Genomic DNA, 16,197 nt, shown 5'->3' with positions numbered 1-16,197 from the left:
TTTTATTCCTCTGGCACAATGAAACCATTATGAGCAATTTTTTGAAGTGTTCATAATGGTTTCATAAAGTAGAATTTCTTTACCAAAAATAACGAATAGATTTTGAATTAACGCTCTAATTTGCTTTCCATGTATTATTATCCGGATTCTTGTCGGGCATGACATCGTCAGGATCCAGCTGTACGGAAAGCAGGGCTTCGCCTGTAGGGATTTTAAACTGCCAAACGTTATTTCTTTCCCAGACTTCCACAGGTAATTTTTTTCTTATTTTTTTACCTGAAACTGTGGTTGCTTCGACGATAATGGGCATAGGTAATTTTTCGAGGTTCTCTACTGTGATCAATGCACCTAACATAGGTTGATTGTTGACATAGGAAACGGACTTGATCGCTTGGTCCATTTGCCAGTTATTGACAAACCATCCGCGCCAGAACCAGTTAAGACTTTCCCCGGTTCCATTTTCGATCGCTTTAAAGAAGTCCTCGGGTGTCGGATGTTTATAAGCCCATTCCTGAATATATTTTTTGAAGGCGTAATCGAAGCGTTCTTTGCCAATGATCTCATTGCGCAATAATTTGAGTCCATAAGCTGGTTTGTAATACACAAGGGCACCAATATTACGTTCCTTCATATTTTGTGGTGTACTCATGATCGGCTCGAGATTTTGCGATGTGAAAATATACGAACGACTGGCCTGTGGACGATGATACTCACCATTGTTGAATTCTTGAGTTGCCAGTTCATTGATAAAGGTATTGAACCCTTCATCCATCCAACCATGCTCGCGTTCGTTGGAGGCGACGATCATAGGAAACCAGTTATGGCCAAATTCATGATTAGTGACCCCCCAAAGGGAAGCTGCTTTAGCTTGATTGCCACAGAAAGACAAGGCAGGATATTCCATACCCCCCACATTGGAAGCAACATTTACGGCTACAGGATACGGGTATTCAAACCAATTTTTGGAATAAATTTCGATGGCGGCTTTGGTATATTCTGTCGAACGTTCCCAGGCATTGTTGCTATTGCTTTCTACTGGATAGGCTGATAGGGCAAGTGCCTTTTTGCCGCTTGGGAGATTGATTTTTGCGCCATCCAATATAAAGGCGGTGGAGGAGGCCCAAGCAATATCCTGTGCATTATTGAGCTGATATTTCCAGGTCAGTGTCTTTTTGGCCGGTCTTGAACTTTTTGCCGTCACTTCTTCGGCGGAGCGGATCAATACGGTTTCATCACTGCGCAGGGCGAGCTGGTATCTTTTGAACTGGTCCGCCGTGAATACTTCCTGTGGATTTAAAAGTTCACCCCCCAGCACAACGATGTGGCTGGCTGGCGCGGTGATTTCGACCTGATAATTTCCGAACTCGCGGTAGAATTCTCCGGGGCCTGTGTAAGGCAGGGTGTTCCAGCCTCTAATATCGTCATATACACAAAGTCTGGGAAACCATTGTGCGATGGCATAGATTTTTCCATTCTTAGTATCCAGGATACCTGTACGGTCGGCACCATATTGGGGTACTGTATATTGATAGGTGATTTTGAAAGTAATTTTTCCACCCTTACTTTTCAGTGCCGTCGGAAGTCGCAGTTGCATGCGGGTATCATCTATGATATGCTCTATGGCTTTTCCATTGACGTCGGTGACAGACTGAATCTGATACCCACCGTCAAATCTTGAATTTCCGTCGCCATATCGGCTATTGGTCAATGGAGAGATCAACTGCCCACGTCCATGCTGTGAAAACATATTTTGGTCCAATTGTAGCCAGAGGTAATCCATATTGTCAGGACTATTATTACTGTAGGTAATCTCTACTGCACCGGTTACCTGATCATTTTGGTCGTTTAATGAAGCCTGTATCTTGTAGTCCGCCGCATTTTGCCAATATCCGGGACCGGGTTTGCCGGCCGCGGAGCGATAATCATTGCCATTATTTTTGAAAAACAACGGCGCAAAGGCTTCAGTATAACTATAGTTGGATGTTTTTTCCTGGGAAAAGGACGGAAAAGCATAGCTCAGTGCAATAAGGCTGAAAGAAGCCAATGCAAGTCTTTTCATCATAGCTGTTCGAATTAAATTACGTTTATTGGTCACAATATACAATGAAAAGTAGATAAGGCAAAAAAAAGCTCCTTTTTAAGGAGCTTGTAACAACTATTTTAAGTTGATTTTATAGTCGTCTTCACTGAAACCGAGCAGGATGCCTTTACCATACTCAATCACTGGGCGTTTGATCATGCTTGTGTGGGCTTTGAGCACTTTATTGGCGCTACTGGAATCGACAACCTGCGCTTGCTCTTCGGCTGTCAATTTCTTCCAGGTTGTCCCTTTTTTGTTGACCAAAGACTGCCAGTCCACTTTTTTCTCCCATTCCTTAAGTTTTTCATCACTGACGCCTTCTTTCTTAAAGTCATGAAATTGAAAATCAATCTGATTTTCTTCTAACCATGTTAGGGCTTTCTTTACTGTGTTACAGTTTTTGATACCGTATACCTGTAGCATAATGATTCCAATATTGGTGAGCTCAAATTTAATCAATCCCTAATGTATTATAGAAGTATCCACTGCATTTTTTTGAAAGAAGGAGCGATATCCCTATGGAATGAACTGATTTAATCCCGGCGGTAGACCGGGGTAGGTCTATCGCGATTCGGGTGATTAGAGTAATAAACAAATGATAGTGTATTTAGTACACTCTAAAAATTAGGAAGTAATAATTATTTTTAATAATTTAGTAGCTTCAAGAGTTAATAAAGATTAAAATAAATCAATAACAGTAATATGAGCCTAAAAGATTTTAAAGGTGTATTGACGGGAGATCAAGTACAAGAGTTGTTTGAAGTTGCAAAGAAACATAAATTTGCTTTGCCTGCGGTAAACATTATCGGAACAAATTCTATCAATGCGGTAATGGAAACTGCTAAAGCAGTAAACTCTCCTGTAATTATTCAATTGTCAAACGGTGGTGCACAATTCTATGCTGGTAAAACATTAAATAATGATAACTTGCAAGCGTGTGTATTGGGTGCGGTATCTGCAGCACAGCACGTACATTTATTGGCAGAACACTATGGTGTTGCCGTAATTTTGCACACGGATCACGCGGCTAAAAAACTTTTACCTTGGATCGACGGTTTATTGGATGCGGGTGAGAAATTCTTCGCTCAACATGGTAAACCTTTGTTCTCTTCACATATGTTGGATTTATCTGAAGAACCGATCGAAGAGAATATCGAAATTTCTGCAAAATACTTAGCACGTATGAAACCACTGGGTATGACTGTGGAGATCGAATTGGGTGTTACAGGTGGAGAAGAAGATGGTGTTGACAACTCGGATGTGGACAGCTCTAAATTATACACACAACCAGAGGAGGTTGCTTATGCCTACGAAGAATTGTCTAAAGTATCTGACAAATTTACCGTTGCAGCAGCATTCGGTAACGTACATGGCGTGTACAAACCGGGTAATGTAAAATTACAACCGGTCATCTTACATAATTCACAAGAGTATATCCGCGAGAAATATAAGCTTACTGCTGAAAAGCCAGTTAACTTTGTGTTCCACGGTGGATCTGGTTCTTCACCTGAAGAAATTGCAGAAGCTATTTCTTATGGAGCGATCAAAATGAATATCGATACCGATATGCAATGGGCGTTCTGGGATGGTGTTAGAGCTTACGAAGCTAAAAATCACGATTATTTGCAAGGACAGATCGGAAACCCTGAAGGTACTGATTCTCCAAACAAAAAATATTACGACCCACGTGTATGGTTACGTAAGGGTGAAGAAGCATTTGTTGCTCGCTTGAAAGAAGCATTTGCTGATCTGAATGCGGTAGATGTAAACAGTAAGTTATAAGCAAAACAAAATATGAATAGCGGGGTGTCCTAAAAATTAGGACACCTTTTTTTTGTCAAAATAGGTTAAAAAGCAACGTGAGGATGATGATTGGCGTGTTTTTTGACAACCGAAAATACGGAATAAGTCAATATGCGCATATAATCCCTGTACACAAAATAAGTGAAAATACAGCGGGAAAGGGCATATCAAGTAATCAAAAAACGGATAATATAACTATGAAAATTTTAGGAATCAGTGCGTTTCTTTTATTAATGACCCAGGTGGGATTTGGACAGGCTAAACAAAATGTGGGGGATTTTAGTTCGGTAGTCGCGACAGATAAAATACAGGTAGAATTGATCAAGGCCAATGAGTCTCTGGTGACATTCGAAGGGCAGAACTACGAGAATGTGAAGGTGGTCAATACAAATGGTGCTTTAGCTTTAAAAATGAACACGCTAAATATGCTGCAGGGGGGCAATATCTCTGTGAAAGTTTACTACAAAAGTTTGAAAAATGTAGAAGCAAAAAAAGGAGCAAAGGTATTTGCTACGTCAAACAATACCGTGTTGGCTGATCATCTCAAAGTCTACGCTTCCGAAGGTGGTCTGGTCGATTTGCACGCGGAAGCAAAAAGTGCTGAAGTGAAAGTGACCTCCGGTGCAACAATAGCACTTTATGGTAAAGCGGACAAACAGGAGATTATCTCCAATTTTGGCGGCAAATATGAGGGGAAGGATTTTAAGACAACAACAACAACAGTTACGGTAAACGGGGGAGGGAAGGCAGAAGTCAATGCAGTGGATTCCATCGAGACAAAGACACGTGGCGGCGGTACGATAGATGTCTATGGCAAGCCTGAACAACGCATTGAAAAGAAAATGGCCGGCGGAACAGTCAACTTTAAATAGTAAACTGTCTTGATTTTGTCAATTTTGACTCTTGTGGGTTTGCGCTTAAAGCGTTGAAAATTTAAGAAAATTAGAGCTAATAGATCAAATAAAAGGTTTTAAGCTGTAAAGGATGTTAGCAGGTGTTTAACTTTTTTGTTGAAAAGGTCAGATATTTTGTTTTTCTAGCCTAGACCCTTCTTCATTTGTGCTTAAAATACTTATTTTTGTGAGGGAATAATAAAAATAGTATTATGGCAAAGCGTAATTATGTTTCAAATTCTACGGAATCTACACGCATGTTCAAAAATGACTTTTTAGAGTCGTTGACGAAAGTGCACTGGAGCGTACCTTTGATTTTCTATGTACCCGTAGTTGTTTTCTTTTCATATAAAGCTCTGGTCTGGGGTGATGTTGATCTATTGACATATATTGGTTATTTTGTTTTTGGTCTGGCATTCTGGACAGCATTTGAATATGCATTACATCGTTGGGTATTTCATTTCCACCCGACATCGGAATGGGGGAAACGGATCGCTTTTATCTTTCACGGTGTACACCACGACTACCCTAGGGATCGGATGCGTTTGGTTATGCCTCTTTCAGCCAGTATTCCTTTAGCGGCTTTGGTGTATTTTGGATTTACATTATTCTTTTCGAATGAATTTATCCTAGCTTGCTTTTTCTCGGGATTTATGGTGGGATATCTGATCTATGATGAATGTCACTACGCCATGCATCACGCAAATTTTAAGAGCGGAATCTTCAAGCGTATTAAGCAACATCACATGCTGCACCATTATTCCGATCCAGAAAAAGGATTCGGTGTGAGTTCGTCCTTATGGGATGAAATCTTGCGCTCAGGTTTTGAGGAAAAGGAACCAAAAAAAGAATCGTCGAAATTAAAAGAAGAAAAAGCATAACGCTTTTCTATTGATTATAAAAAAGCCTTTGGAGTAATTCCAGAGGCTTTTTTTGTGGGCAATATTTATATTAGTAGGCGAATTTGAATTTTAAAATGCCAACTAAAAGAGGTTGCTTTTTTTATCGTGTTTAATCCTTCCTCTAAGTTGTTTTTTTTAATGTTATTTATTGTTAATAATTTTGTTAGATTTGGCTAACTTATTATTTTTGTTTATAAAATAACGAAAAAAAACAATAATGGAATATGTGATCATCTTATTGGAGGAAAATAGAAGAAGATTAGAGCGTCATGTTCGTGATACCAACCTGATGAAGGCTGATATTCAATTGGCAACGAAAGAAATGCAGCAGATTGGTCAATTGAAACGAGCGATAAAAATCTTAAAACAGAAAACAAAAAGCTATGGCCAATAGCGATCTACGTGCTATAGAGCGGTATTGGCAAACGTTAACACTTTCAAGCAATTTGCTTTATAATGCAGATAAATTTGAGGAGGCCTTATTGAGTTATCAGTGTGCATTGGCCAGTGTGGAGCTATTAAATAACCATCTTACTGACTGTATTTATTTGGAAGTTCCTGTTATACAGGTCTATATTATCTCATGCAATAATCTCGCAAATACTTATATTGCTTTAGGCGATTTCGAGCAGGCTGATCGTATGCTTAAGCGTGTGTTATATTATTTGTTACATCTTGTTGTTCACGCTCAACTCGATCAAAATGAGATTCAATCCGAACTGAAAAGAGCGACATCAGCCTATCAGCAATTTGCAGAAAAAACAAATATGGAGAAGCCTAAGAGAGCGCTTTTTTTTGATTTATTCAAAGAACAATTATTTGAACGCGAATAATAAATAAAATTTATGCTATACCGGGTGGATTAGCTATCTCTTTAAAACAAAACACCACAAAGCATTATTTTATCTATGAATAGCTACAATAGATAAGATCTGGTAAGTGAAGATCCATATAGTACTCCCTCAATAAATCTCATCGATGTGGTGTGCTGGATGTAGGTCCACTTTGGGTAGCTATCCGCTAAAACAATAAATAATAGGAGTAATGGCAAAATTATTTTTAGTCCGTCACGGGCAATCACAATGGAACCTGGAGAACCGTTTCACAGGTTGGCAAAATATTGATATTACAGCTTTAGGACAACTGGAAGCAAAAAAGGCAGGAAAAGCATTGGCAAAAGAATCAATTGATATCGCATTTACTTCTACACTGATCCGGGCACAACATACTTTGGAGATCATTCTCAACGAGATCGCAAAGCCCAATATTCCGATTATCGTTGATGCTGCACTGAATGAGCGGAGCTACGGAAACTTAGAAGGACTAAATAAGGATGAAACCGCTGAAAAATATGGGGTGGAGCAAGTACATATCTGGCGAAGATCTTTTGATGTCGCTCCCCCGGGCGGTGAAAGCTTAAAAGATACCTACGATCGGGTGATATCTTATTTTGAGAATTTCATACAGCCAGAGTTGGACGCAGGTAACAATGTTCTTATTGTCGCACATGGTAACAGTTTAAGAGCGCTCATTATGTATCTGGAACATCTCACCCCGGCACAGATCCTTGAGCGAGAAATTGCGACCGGAGATCCCATTACATATCAATGGGATCACAATAAAATCATACGATAGCCGGATTTTGTCGCTAAGGTTTAGTTCGAATAGACTTAACTGTTTGCAAACAATTAGCACGGTATATGGGCAGGCATCATAGGTCAACAGATTAGGCAAAAAAGTACCAAACTTTTGTTACCAGGAAACATACGATCAGGCCATAAAATACGGGTAACAATGTCGCTACTGCGGTCCATTTGCGACTTCCCGTTTCCTTATAAATGGTGTATATTGTTGTGCTGCAGGGATTGTGTAGGAGACTGAACAGCATCAAATTAATGGCGGTCAATGTTGTCCACCCACCCGCGTGTAATAGGGTCGACACCTCGTTTGCTGAGCCTTCAAACAATACACCCGTACCAGCTCCGGTACTCCCTACCGTGAGCGCAGTTAACATGAGTATGGTTGGGATAACAATTTCATTCGCTGGAATGGCAACGATATAAGCCAATAAGATAACACCATTTAGACCTATAAATAGACCCATCGGGTTGAGGCCATGAATGAGCCAGAGCGCTATATTTTGATCAGCGATATGAATATTGCAGATCAACCAAATAATTGCACCAGCGGGTGCAGCAAAGATGATAGCCCGCCACAAGACGATCAATGTGCGGTCGATGAATGAGGTATATAATGTCTGAAAGAACCTCGGTGGACGATAAGGGGGAAGCTCTAGCGTAAAGAATGAGGATTCTCCTTTGAGTAATGTTTTTGACAATAGCCAGGAGGTTAAAAATGTAAATGCAATACCAAGTATCGCAATGAAAATTACAGCAAACATAGCGACGGAACTAGACCATTTGGCAGGAACCAAAATACCTAAAAAAAGACTGGCGATCAAAATCTGTGTGGGCCATCTTCCATTGCAAAGCGAGAAGTTATTGGTGACGATTGCAATCAACTTTTCACGTGGACTGTTGATAATCCTTGTTGCAACAACACCTGCGGCATTGCAGCCAAAGCCCATACTCATGGTTAGTGCCTGTTTACCATGAGCGCCGGCTTTTTTGAATATCCGATCTAGATTGAATGCAACTCTAGGGAGGTAACCAAAATCTTCCAATAATGTAAATAATGGAAAGAAGATCGCCATCGGTGGTAGCATGACCGATATGACCCAGGCAGTAGCCAAATAGATCCCGTCAATCAGAAACCCACCTAGCCAAACAGGAATATCCATGTCTGTTGACGCCTCCTTTAAAAACGGATAAACATAATCGAGCAATAAAGTTGATAGCATTTGTGAAGGATAATTTGCCCCCGTGATGGTAAGCCAAAGGATCAATCCGAGCAGCATAAACATAATCGGAAATCCCCAGATACGGTGGGTGACGATATGATCGATACTGCGGTCCACTCGAAATGAATAGCTGTCCGAATCTGTTGAAACATGGTCTTTTACCAGTTTGCTCGCTTTTGCATAGATCGCTTCAACCAGCTCATTTCGATAATTATCTCCTAGTTTAAACCGATATGCTGTGGCGTAATGCAATATGGGGGCTAAGTTTTCACTGTCAATGGAATTGGATAGTTGTCCTTTTTGTAAGGCATCAATAATGCTTTTATCATCTTCGATCAGGCGCATGGCCAGCCAATTCGTGTTGGTTAACTTGCTGTCCAGCGTGTCGAGATGGTTGGCTATTGTTGCAACAGCAGTGCCTGTTTGCTTTGTCAACTGAAAAGAGGTCATTTTTGCGGGGAGGAAACTACCGTCAGCCACTTGATGGATAGCCGCCAGGAGGTCTGAAAGTCCTTCTTTAGTACGGGCGCTGGTGGCAATAACAGGGATGCCGAGATCCTTTGATAGGGTTCGTGCATCAATCTCTATCCGATGACGCCGCGCCTCGTCCATCAAGTTGAGGCATAAGACCGCTTTGTTGCTAATTTCGAGAATTTGTAGAACCAGACTGAAATTGCGTTGCAGCCTGCTGGCATCGACGACAATGACGGTGACATCGGGTTGGCCAAATAGGATAAAATCTCGGGCGACCTCTTCATCTTCGGATGTTGAAAGTAAGGAGTAGGTGCCGGGGAGATCAATGATTTTAAATTTATCGCCTCTATGTGAATAACTTCCTTCAGCTCGCGTAACAGTTTTACCCGGCCAGTTTCCAGTATGCTGTTTTAATCCAGTTAGCGCGTTAAAAATGGAACTTTTACCCGTGTTGGGATTTCCGGCTAAAGCAATAGTGTAGGTGGAATTTCCCAAATCTGTTCCCCATTGTTTTAGATCTGAAGTGGGATTCAGCTGGCAGGTTTCACATGCTGTATGTTTTTTCATCGTCATCTATTTATGGGTAATCAATACCTGTAACGAATCCTCTTTACGAAGTGAAATCACGGTGCCGTGTATATTATAGGCGATCGGATCACCTAGGGGACTTATATTCTGGATGCTTATTTCCGCGCCCCTGACAAAACCTAGGTCAAGCAAGCGCTGTCGGATTTCCTGGCGACAGTCTGTCGCTATCCCCACAATGCTTGCAAGCTCCCCCTTTTTTAATAACCCCAATGCTATTACCTGATTGTTTATCATTGCTTATTTTATTTTTAGTTTAGCTAAATTATAAAATTAGATTAAACTAACAAAATTTTGTGCAATAAATCTTAACGAGGATTGTTTTGTAGGTTTATACTGGTTTGTTTTTTTTGCCATAGATGACAGCGGAGCCATAGAAGCTGGCTCCAGCAATTAGGATGATGTCGATTAAAATAGTAGTTAGCTATATTTTTAAGAAATAGGGCGTACAAGTAAGGTTGCGGTAACTTTGCTGCTGAGTACTTCTGCGGACCGCTTGTCATAACTAACTGTGATACTGCGGTCAAATGGTTCGATGGAGTGAATCGTTAATGTTGTACCCAATTCTAGGTTTTTAGAGTTTAGGTATTGTAACAATTCTTTGGAGGAAGGCTGTACAGCCATTAATGTGACCACATTTCCGATTTCACAGGTATCAAGGAAGACATAGTTCTCCGAACGCATTACACCATTATGGTCAGGAATCGGCGAGCCATGGGGGTCTACTGTCGGGTAGCCCAATAATTGATCCATCTTGGTGAAAAATTCAGGAGAATGGATGTGCTCGATCTGTTCCGCGATCTGGTGAACTTCATCCCATGCAAAGCCCATCTTTTCAACGAGATACATTTCGGTAAGTCGATGTTTGCGAATAATAAGCGCAGCTTCTTTTTTTCCTTCTTCTGTAAGCTTGAGGGGTTTATAGCTTTCGTAATGGACCAAACCTTTTTCAGATAGCTTTTTCATCATACTATTTACCGTTGGCATTTTGATTTCCAGTCGTTTACTGATCTCATTGACGCTAGCCTCGCCTTTTAGGTAGGTCAGATTGTATAATGCTTTTAAGTAGTTCTCTTCAGTCTGTGATATCATAGTACAAATTTACCAAATATTAGTTGTGTCTAATAGTCATGTTAGAAAATATTTTGTTAGTTTAATCTAACTTACTAGATTTGTGTATCTAAATTTATAATTAATCAAAACAAAACAATGATGACGGGATTCAGAGTTCTCTTGACAACAGTATTCATGCTGATCGGATTTATTTCCTTTGGGCAGACAGGTGGGGTAGTAGGTAAAATTTATGATAGCAATGGACTCCCGTTGAAATCGGTATCCGTGGTGATTCCTGCACTAAAGATGGGTACGAAGTCTAACAATCTTGGACGATTTACATTGGAAAAGATTCCCTATGGTACCTGGGGAGTGGAAGTCAAACATATCGGTTTTAATGTCCATCGTGATTCGATTCGGATCGATAGGGGTACTGTGGCCAGGAACATCCGTTTAGGCCGTTCCATTTTCTTTTTGGATGAAATTGTGGTCACGGGCACTAAAACATTCAAACGAAAAACGGAGAGTCCGGTAATTGTCAATATATTGGAGAGTAAAACCCTGGACAATCTGCAAGTATGTAATCTTTCTGAAGGGCTGAAGTTTCAGCCGGGCTTGCGGGTGGAAACTGATTGTCAGACCTGTAACTACACCCAATTGCGGATGAATGGACTCCAGGGAGGATATTCGCAGATACTGATCAATGGACGGCCTATTTTCAGTCCTCTGATGGGACTCTATGGTATGGAGCAATTGCCTGTCAATATGATCGAAAAGATTGAGGTGGTTCGCGGTGGCGGATCTTCGTTATATGGTTCAAGTGCCATAGGGGGCACAGTCAATGTGATCACCAAATTACCGAAGCAGAGTGGTTATGAAGTCAATTCTTTTTACCAAAGCATTGATGGCAAGACAAGCGATTTTAACCTTGGCGGAAATGCTACCTTGGTCAATGAAAAGGGGAATGCTGGAACATCCTTTTTCTTCAATAAACGGGATCGCGGCTTTTACGATGCAAATGGCGATAATTTTTCGGAAATACCTAAAATTGAAAATACCTCCTTCGGTATCAACTCATTCTATCAGTTCTCGGACAATCAAAAATTGCAGGTTTCCCTGAGCAATCTGAATGAATATAGATTTGGGGGTGAGATGACGAAAAAACCGGCCTATCTTACACTTCAGTCCGAGGAACGTACCCATAAAATATGGATGGGGAGCACGGATTACCAGATCAATTTTAATCAGGATAAATCGGCATTGATCTTCTATACAGCTTTTCAAAATACCAATAGAAAGCATTATACCGGGATATTTCCGGATAGTCCGGAAGAGATCGAAAATCATCTCAAAAACCCGCCTTATGGCGATTCAAAGACAACCACATTGCAGGGCGGTTTTCAATTGAACCACGAGGTTAGCAATTTTTTGAACCATCGGAATGTATTGACCGTCGGATCGGAATATGTGTCCGATAAAGTTTACGATGAAATCCCGAGTTATAACTATTTGGTCGATCAGCACACGAAAGATTGGGGGAGCTTTTTTCAGAGTGACTGGGACTTTGCGGACAAGTTTAACTTGCTATCCGGGCTTCGGGTGGACAAGCATAACCTATTGGACAAAGTGATCGTCAGTCCACGTATAGCGCTGTTATATAAGCATGCGGCCAATACGCAGTTCCGTCTTAGCTATGGAACGGGTTTTCGGGCGCCACAGGCATTTGATACAGACCTTCATATTGCCTTTGCGGGAGGTGGTGTTTCATGTGTTCAATTAGCTCCAGATCTTCGGGAGGAGCGATCAAAGAGTTTTAGCGGTTCGGTAAACTATGATAAAGCCACGGAGAAATGGATTGCGGGTTTTACATTGGAGGGATTCTATACACAGCTGAAAAATGCCTTTGTACTTGAAGAAATCGGTACGGACGACTTTGGTAAGGTGTTTGAAAAACATAATGGGAATAACGCGAAGGTAGCAGGAACTACACTTGAATTACGTGCCAATTATAATAAAAAGATGCAACTGGAAACAGGTTTTACCTTGCAACAGAGCAAATATGAAAATCCTGTATCTTACCTGGAGGGTATAGAAGCGACAAGATCATTCCTGAGAACACCAGATGAATATGGTTTTGCAAACCTCAATATCACACCGGATAAACGCTGGACAATCAATCTGAACTATGTGTACACGGGTAAAATGAAGATCGCTCATGCTGGTGGTGCGGACAATTTTCCAGAGGATGAAATGGTTCATACAAAAGCATTCTCAGAGTTAAATAGTAAAGTGTCGCATACTTTTAGTCTGTCAAAATTTAACAACATGATCGAAATTTATGGGGGTGTAAAGAATGTTTTTAACGCTTATCAACATGATTTCGATACCGGTAAAATCGGGATAGCAATTACATTTATGGTCCTAATATGCCACGAACGTTCTTTGTTGGTTTAAAGATAAAGAGCCTTTAAGTAAATTGATCAGCGTATTAGACTGGATCTGTGCAAAATATTATAATCTTGTCACGCTTAAAGAAATATTTTTAAATCAATTTCGTGTCACCTCAGTGGAGCGATTTTACGAATAACCAGATGCAAAAGAAGCAACTCCAGTATATATACAATTGGCTACTGACTATCTGAAAAAATAAGGGGTATAAAAGCTGTGTCTTGTTGTGCTATTATTACAAACGGAGGAGCATAGTAAAGCACTTGCGGGGCTTTCACCGAATAGTTCTGTAAGATTAAACTGTTTATAAGGAGCTCGATATAGCCAAATAGCCAATTAGAGGGTTGAAGATCAAGGACGCATGGGGCTAGCACGGGAAGCTCTGGTATTTAAAAGAATACAAAAAGGACAAAATACTATGGGAAGAGTGTAGTATTGAGACGCGAGAATTGTAAAACAAAAAATCCTGCATGGACATAGCGCCAGCAGGATTTTTTGTTTCTGGATATATTGTTTTTATTTCAATACGAATTTGAAACCCAATGAGAAACGGGATGGTTCAAAGTTAGAACCATGTGATAAGTTCCACCATGGTTTCCAGTCAAAATGCATTGCTAATGGTGCTGAAGGAATTCTGAACTCCAGACCCAATGCTGGACGGATAGCAAAAAAAGTTTCGGTATCACCATCTTTCCAATGGTAGTCATCGTCCCAGTAGCCATGCCATTTGCCATAGTCAACAAAAGATACTTGTGGCCCCACACCGACATACCACGATAAACCGCGTGTTCCAGAGATACGTTGGTTGTAAGAATAATCTACACCGACAACCGTGATGTTGTCGCCAAATAATACCTGTGCATTTCCGGCATCATTGCCACCAAAATTGTGTTTGATCTGTGGGCCGTATAATGTTGGGCCATCACCGACGTCAATGCCAAGGCCAAGAGCTGTACGGTAAGGAGTTTGCGCGTTTGCCTGTTGGTTAATGGCAAATACAAGTGTAAAAAGTGTCAGAAAAGGTAGAAGTACTTTTTTCATGATATTAAAAAAATGTTAGCGTTAAGTTTTCGAATCGAGAACTTTCGCTGTTTATACAAATACTCTGCCAATTATTCGTGTTTCGATGGGTCGAAATATCGTTATTTATTAACTATTTTATTTTAAGGGTGTTATTTTTTATTTTATTCTACTTTTAATCCTTGAGGATAGTTTTTTAGCTTCTTGTTTATATTGTAGTCGAATGCTTGCGGATTCAAATTCAGATTGCCGAAACGATATCTGCCGGAGCATTGTTTATCTTGTATATACATGGCGGTTTAACTTATTTAAAAAAGCGTAATGGAAGTATAAACTTAGATATTTTAAGATGGAACATATTCAAGTCAATAGGAAAAAAATAGAGCAATGGCTTGCGGAGGGCTATGACGTGCTGCAGGAAGGAAAGCTTTTAAAAGTTGAAGGCGACCTGCCGGAGTTTTTGGAACAATTTGATGACGAAGCTGAGCCAAAGACTTACTTGTTAAAAGAATTGGTCACTTGGCCTGAAGAAGAGCTTAAAAAACTGTAAGGAAATATGGAGCAAATGAAAATAGCATCGGAAAAGATAGTTCCGATAGATTTTGACGCAGAGGAACTACCCATAGAAATCAGGGAATTGCGTCCCGTGGTTTTTTATATCCGAGATAGCCTAAATGTATCTAATCGCGATGTTTGGTAAACTGATTTGATGTTTGGTAAACTGATTTTTCGTGTTGTATATATTTAGAAGATACAGGTAGTATGCGCTTAATATTTTTTTAAATTATATTAAGTTTTTGGGATTGAGGCCTCCCAAAAAATAGTTGTTCATTGTCAAAGGTGACCCATGTTATGACTTGTATGAACGATCTGAACCCGAAAGACAGGTACTGGAAAAAGTTATACTATTCTTTGCTGAGAATTTAGGGCAGTAGTATAGGAAGATTATGGTTCCGGATGAATCATTATGAACAAAGTCTAATATATTAATTTTATAGTTTTCAATAGGAAACTTAGTTAGCTGGCTCGGCACAACGGAATAAATTTTCTGAAAACCGTAGCTCTCTTTTTGGGGTCGAGAGCTGTTTTTTTTTATTAAGAATAGTTCAGTTTGACATGAGCAATAATTTACTGCACAAATTTAGAACTTATACCCCTTTTCTTGATATAAAAACTTAACGCTCTACCTGCCTCGATCGGACGATCAGTACTCAGTATATCTGCGCCACGTTCTATAAAGCTGGCATACAGCTGAAATCCTTTCTTTGCAGCTTGTCTGTCGAGATTACCCTGCGTGCCCAAGATACACATGATCCCATGATCATGCAATACTTTGGTTAGCTGCGGATCAGCTTCCCGTGTACCGACGAAGGCCAGTAACTTATTGTCCGGTACATCTTTTTCGTTGAGACGGGCGATATCCGCTAGGCTCTTCACTGAAGCAGATATCATCAGATCCCCGGCAAGATTGTGTACTTTTCCGGCCTGACCGGCACTATAAGTAATGATAACAACACTGGATTCGGCACGCTGTTTACGAATGACATTGATTACGGATTCGTAAGGTACCTCGTTTTTAATATCCAGTGTGAAAATAACCTTGCCTTTTCCCCAGGCCAGGGCTTCATCGAGTGTTGGGATTTTGTAGGGTGTTATTTTCTTGTCGTTGTCTACCAGACGCAGTTTTTTGAGCTCCGCCAAAGTACGTTCACTAACAGATCCCCGGCCTGTTGTCGTGCGGTTTAGGGTATTGTCATGCATGAGTACCAGTGCCGAATCTTTGCTTAATCTAACATCGCACTCTACAATAACAGGCTGCAGACTGGCATTATATGCAAAGGTTTCCAAAGCATTTTCCGGATAGCCAGAAGTAGGCCCGCCACGGTGTAGACTGACCAATGGATAGCGGTTGTCATCATAGGTCAGAAACTGATAAAGATCCTCTACTGTGGTCAGCTGGATGCGCTTGCCCACAGGTAAGCCTTCTGTATCACCACTATGGCGAAAACAGCTGCAAACAGCTATACAGGTCAGGAATAAAAGGAAGCAGTACAGGCGTATTCTCATTTTTAACTATTA

At 40.5% G+C, this 16,197-nt stretch carries 15 protein-coding genes; 8 read left to right on the top strand and 7 right to left on the bottom strand.

The window, feature by feature from the left end; all coding sequences use genetic code 11:
• Positions 1–115 precede the first annotated feature (115 nt).
• The gene (locus D7322_RS19450) at positions 116–2,062 is read right to left on the bottom strand and encodes a M1 family metallopeptidase (protein WP_220700123.1); all 1,947 of its coding nucleotides are present in this window, start codon (positions 2,060–2,062) and stop codon (positions 116–118) included.
• Positions 2,063–2,155: 93 nt separating this feature from the next.
• Positions 2,156–2,539 carry an ArsC family reductase gene (locus tag D7322_RS19445; protein WP_317125736.1) on the bottom strand — a complete coding sequence of 128 codons (384 nt, stop codon included), beginning with the start codon at positions 2,537–2,539 and terminating at the stop codon, positions 2,156–2,158.
• A 243-nt stretch (positions 2,540–2,782) separates the two neighbouring features.
• Here D7322_RS19445 and fbaA point away from each other — a divergent pair, with 243 nt between their 5' ends.
• From fbaA to D7322_RS19420, 6 genes are all read left to right on the top strand, one after another.
• Positions 2,783–3,862 carry a class II fructose-bisphosphate aldolase gene (gene fbaA, locus D7322_RS19440; RefSeq protein ID WP_104384168.1) on the top strand — a complete coding sequence of 360 codons (1,080 nt, stop codon included), beginning with the start codon at positions 2,783–2,785 and terminating at the stop codon, positions 3,860–3,862.
• Between the two features lie 218 nt (positions 3,863–4,080).
• Positions 4,081–4,755: a head GIN domain-containing protein gene (locus D7322_RS19435; RefSeq protein ID WP_183078772.1), complete on the top strand. Its 675-nt coding sequence runs from the start codon at positions 4,081–4,083 to the stop codon at positions 4,753–4,755.
• 233 nt (positions 4,756–4,988) lie between these two features.
• Complete coding sequence (locus D7322_RS19430; protein ID WP_245971386.1) at positions 4,989–5,657, top strand: sterol desaturase family protein; 669 nt, start codon at positions 4,989–4,991, stop codon at positions 5,655–5,657.
• A gap of 238 nt (positions 5,658–5,895) precedes the next feature.
• A complete protein-coding gene (locus D7322_RS28505) occupies positions 5,896–6,072 on the top strand; it encodes a hypothetical protein (RefSeq protein WP_183078771.1) in 177 nt (58 codons plus the stop codon).
• On the top strand, positions 6,062–6,511 hold the full coding sequence (locus D7322_RS19425) for a tetratricopeptide repeat protein (protein WP_121125895.1): 450 nt from the start codon (positions 6,062–6,064) through the stop codon (positions 6,509–6,511). Before D7322_RS28505 ends, D7322_RS19425 begins: the two co-directional genes overlap by 11 nt.
• Positions 6,512–6,722: 211 nt before the next feature.
• Positions 6,723–7,313: a 2,3-bisphosphoglycerate-dependent phosphoglycerate mutase gene (locus D7322_RS19420; RefSeq protein WP_121125894.1), complete on the top strand. Its 591-nt coding sequence runs from the start codon at positions 6,723–6,725 to the stop codon at positions 7,311–7,313.
• A gap of 91 nt (positions 7,314–7,404) precedes the next feature.
• On the opposite strand, the gene feoB is transcribed toward D7322_RS19420, so the two are convergent.
• The 3 genes from feoB to D7322_RS19405 all read right to left on the bottom strand — a co-directional run bounded on the left by feoB (position 7,405) and on the right by D7322_RS19405 (position 10,689).
• The gene (gene feoB / locus D7322_RS19415; protein ID WP_121125922.1) at positions 7,405–9,579 is read right to left on the bottom strand and encodes a ferrous iron transport protein B; all 2,175 of its coding nucleotides are present in this window, start codon (positions 9,577–9,579) and stop codon (positions 7,405–7,407) included.
• Positions 9,580–9,585: 6 nt separating this feature from the next.
• Positions 9,586–9,834: a FeoA family protein gene (locus tag D7322_RS19410; protein ID WP_121125893.1), complete on the bottom strand. Its 249-nt coding sequence runs from the start codon at positions 9,832–9,834 to the stop codon at positions 9,586–9,588.
• Positions 9,835–10,029: 195 nt separating this feature from the next.
• On the bottom strand, positions 10,030–10,689 hold the full coding sequence (locus D7322_RS19405) for a metal-dependent transcriptional regulator (RefSeq protein WP_121125892.1): 660 nt from the start codon (positions 10,687–10,689) through the stop codon (positions 10,030–10,032).
• 117 nt (positions 10,690–10,806) lie between these two features.
• On the opposite strand from D7322_RS19405, the gene D7322_RS19400 reads away from it, so the two are divergent.
• Positions 10,807–13,104 carry a TonB-dependent receptor gene (locus tag D7322_RS19400; protein WP_121125891.1) on the top strand — a complete coding sequence of 766 codons (2,298 nt, stop codon included), beginning with the start codon at positions 10,807–10,809 and terminating at the stop codon, positions 13,102–13,104.
• A gap of 510 nt (positions 13,105–13,614) precedes the next feature.
• On the opposite strand, the gene D7322_RS19395 is transcribed toward D7322_RS19400, so the two are convergent.
• Entirely contained in the window at positions 13,615–14,139 is a 525-nt protein-coding gene (locus tag D7322_RS19395) for a hypothetical protein (protein WP_121125890.1), read from the bottom strand.
• 328 nt (positions 14,140–14,467) lie between these two features.
• On the opposite strand from D7322_RS19395, the gene D7322_RS19390 reads away from it, so the two are divergent.
• On the top strand, positions 14,468–14,668 hold the full coding sequence (locus D7322_RS19390) for a hypothetical protein (RefSeq protein ID WP_121125889.1): 201 nt from the start codon (positions 14,468–14,470) through the stop codon (positions 14,666–14,668).
• A 578-nt stretch (positions 14,669–15,246) separates the two neighbouring features.
• On the opposite strand, the gene D7322_RS19385 is transcribed toward D7322_RS19390, so the two are convergent.
• Positions 15,247–16,185: a glycerophosphodiester phosphodiesterase family protein gene (locus tag D7322_RS19385; protein WP_121125888.1), complete on the bottom strand. Its 939-nt coding sequence runs from the start codon at positions 16,183–16,185 to the stop codon at positions 15,247–15,249.
• Positions 16,186–16,197 lie beyond the last annotated feature (12 nt).

Source organism: Sphingobacterium puteale, from assembly GCF_003627955.1.
Classification (GTDB): Bacteria; Bacteroidota; Bacteroidia; order Sphingobacteriales; family Sphingobacteriaceae; genus Sphingobacterium; species Sphingobacterium puteale.
This window is presented reverse-complemented; position numbering and strand designations above follow the sequence as displayed.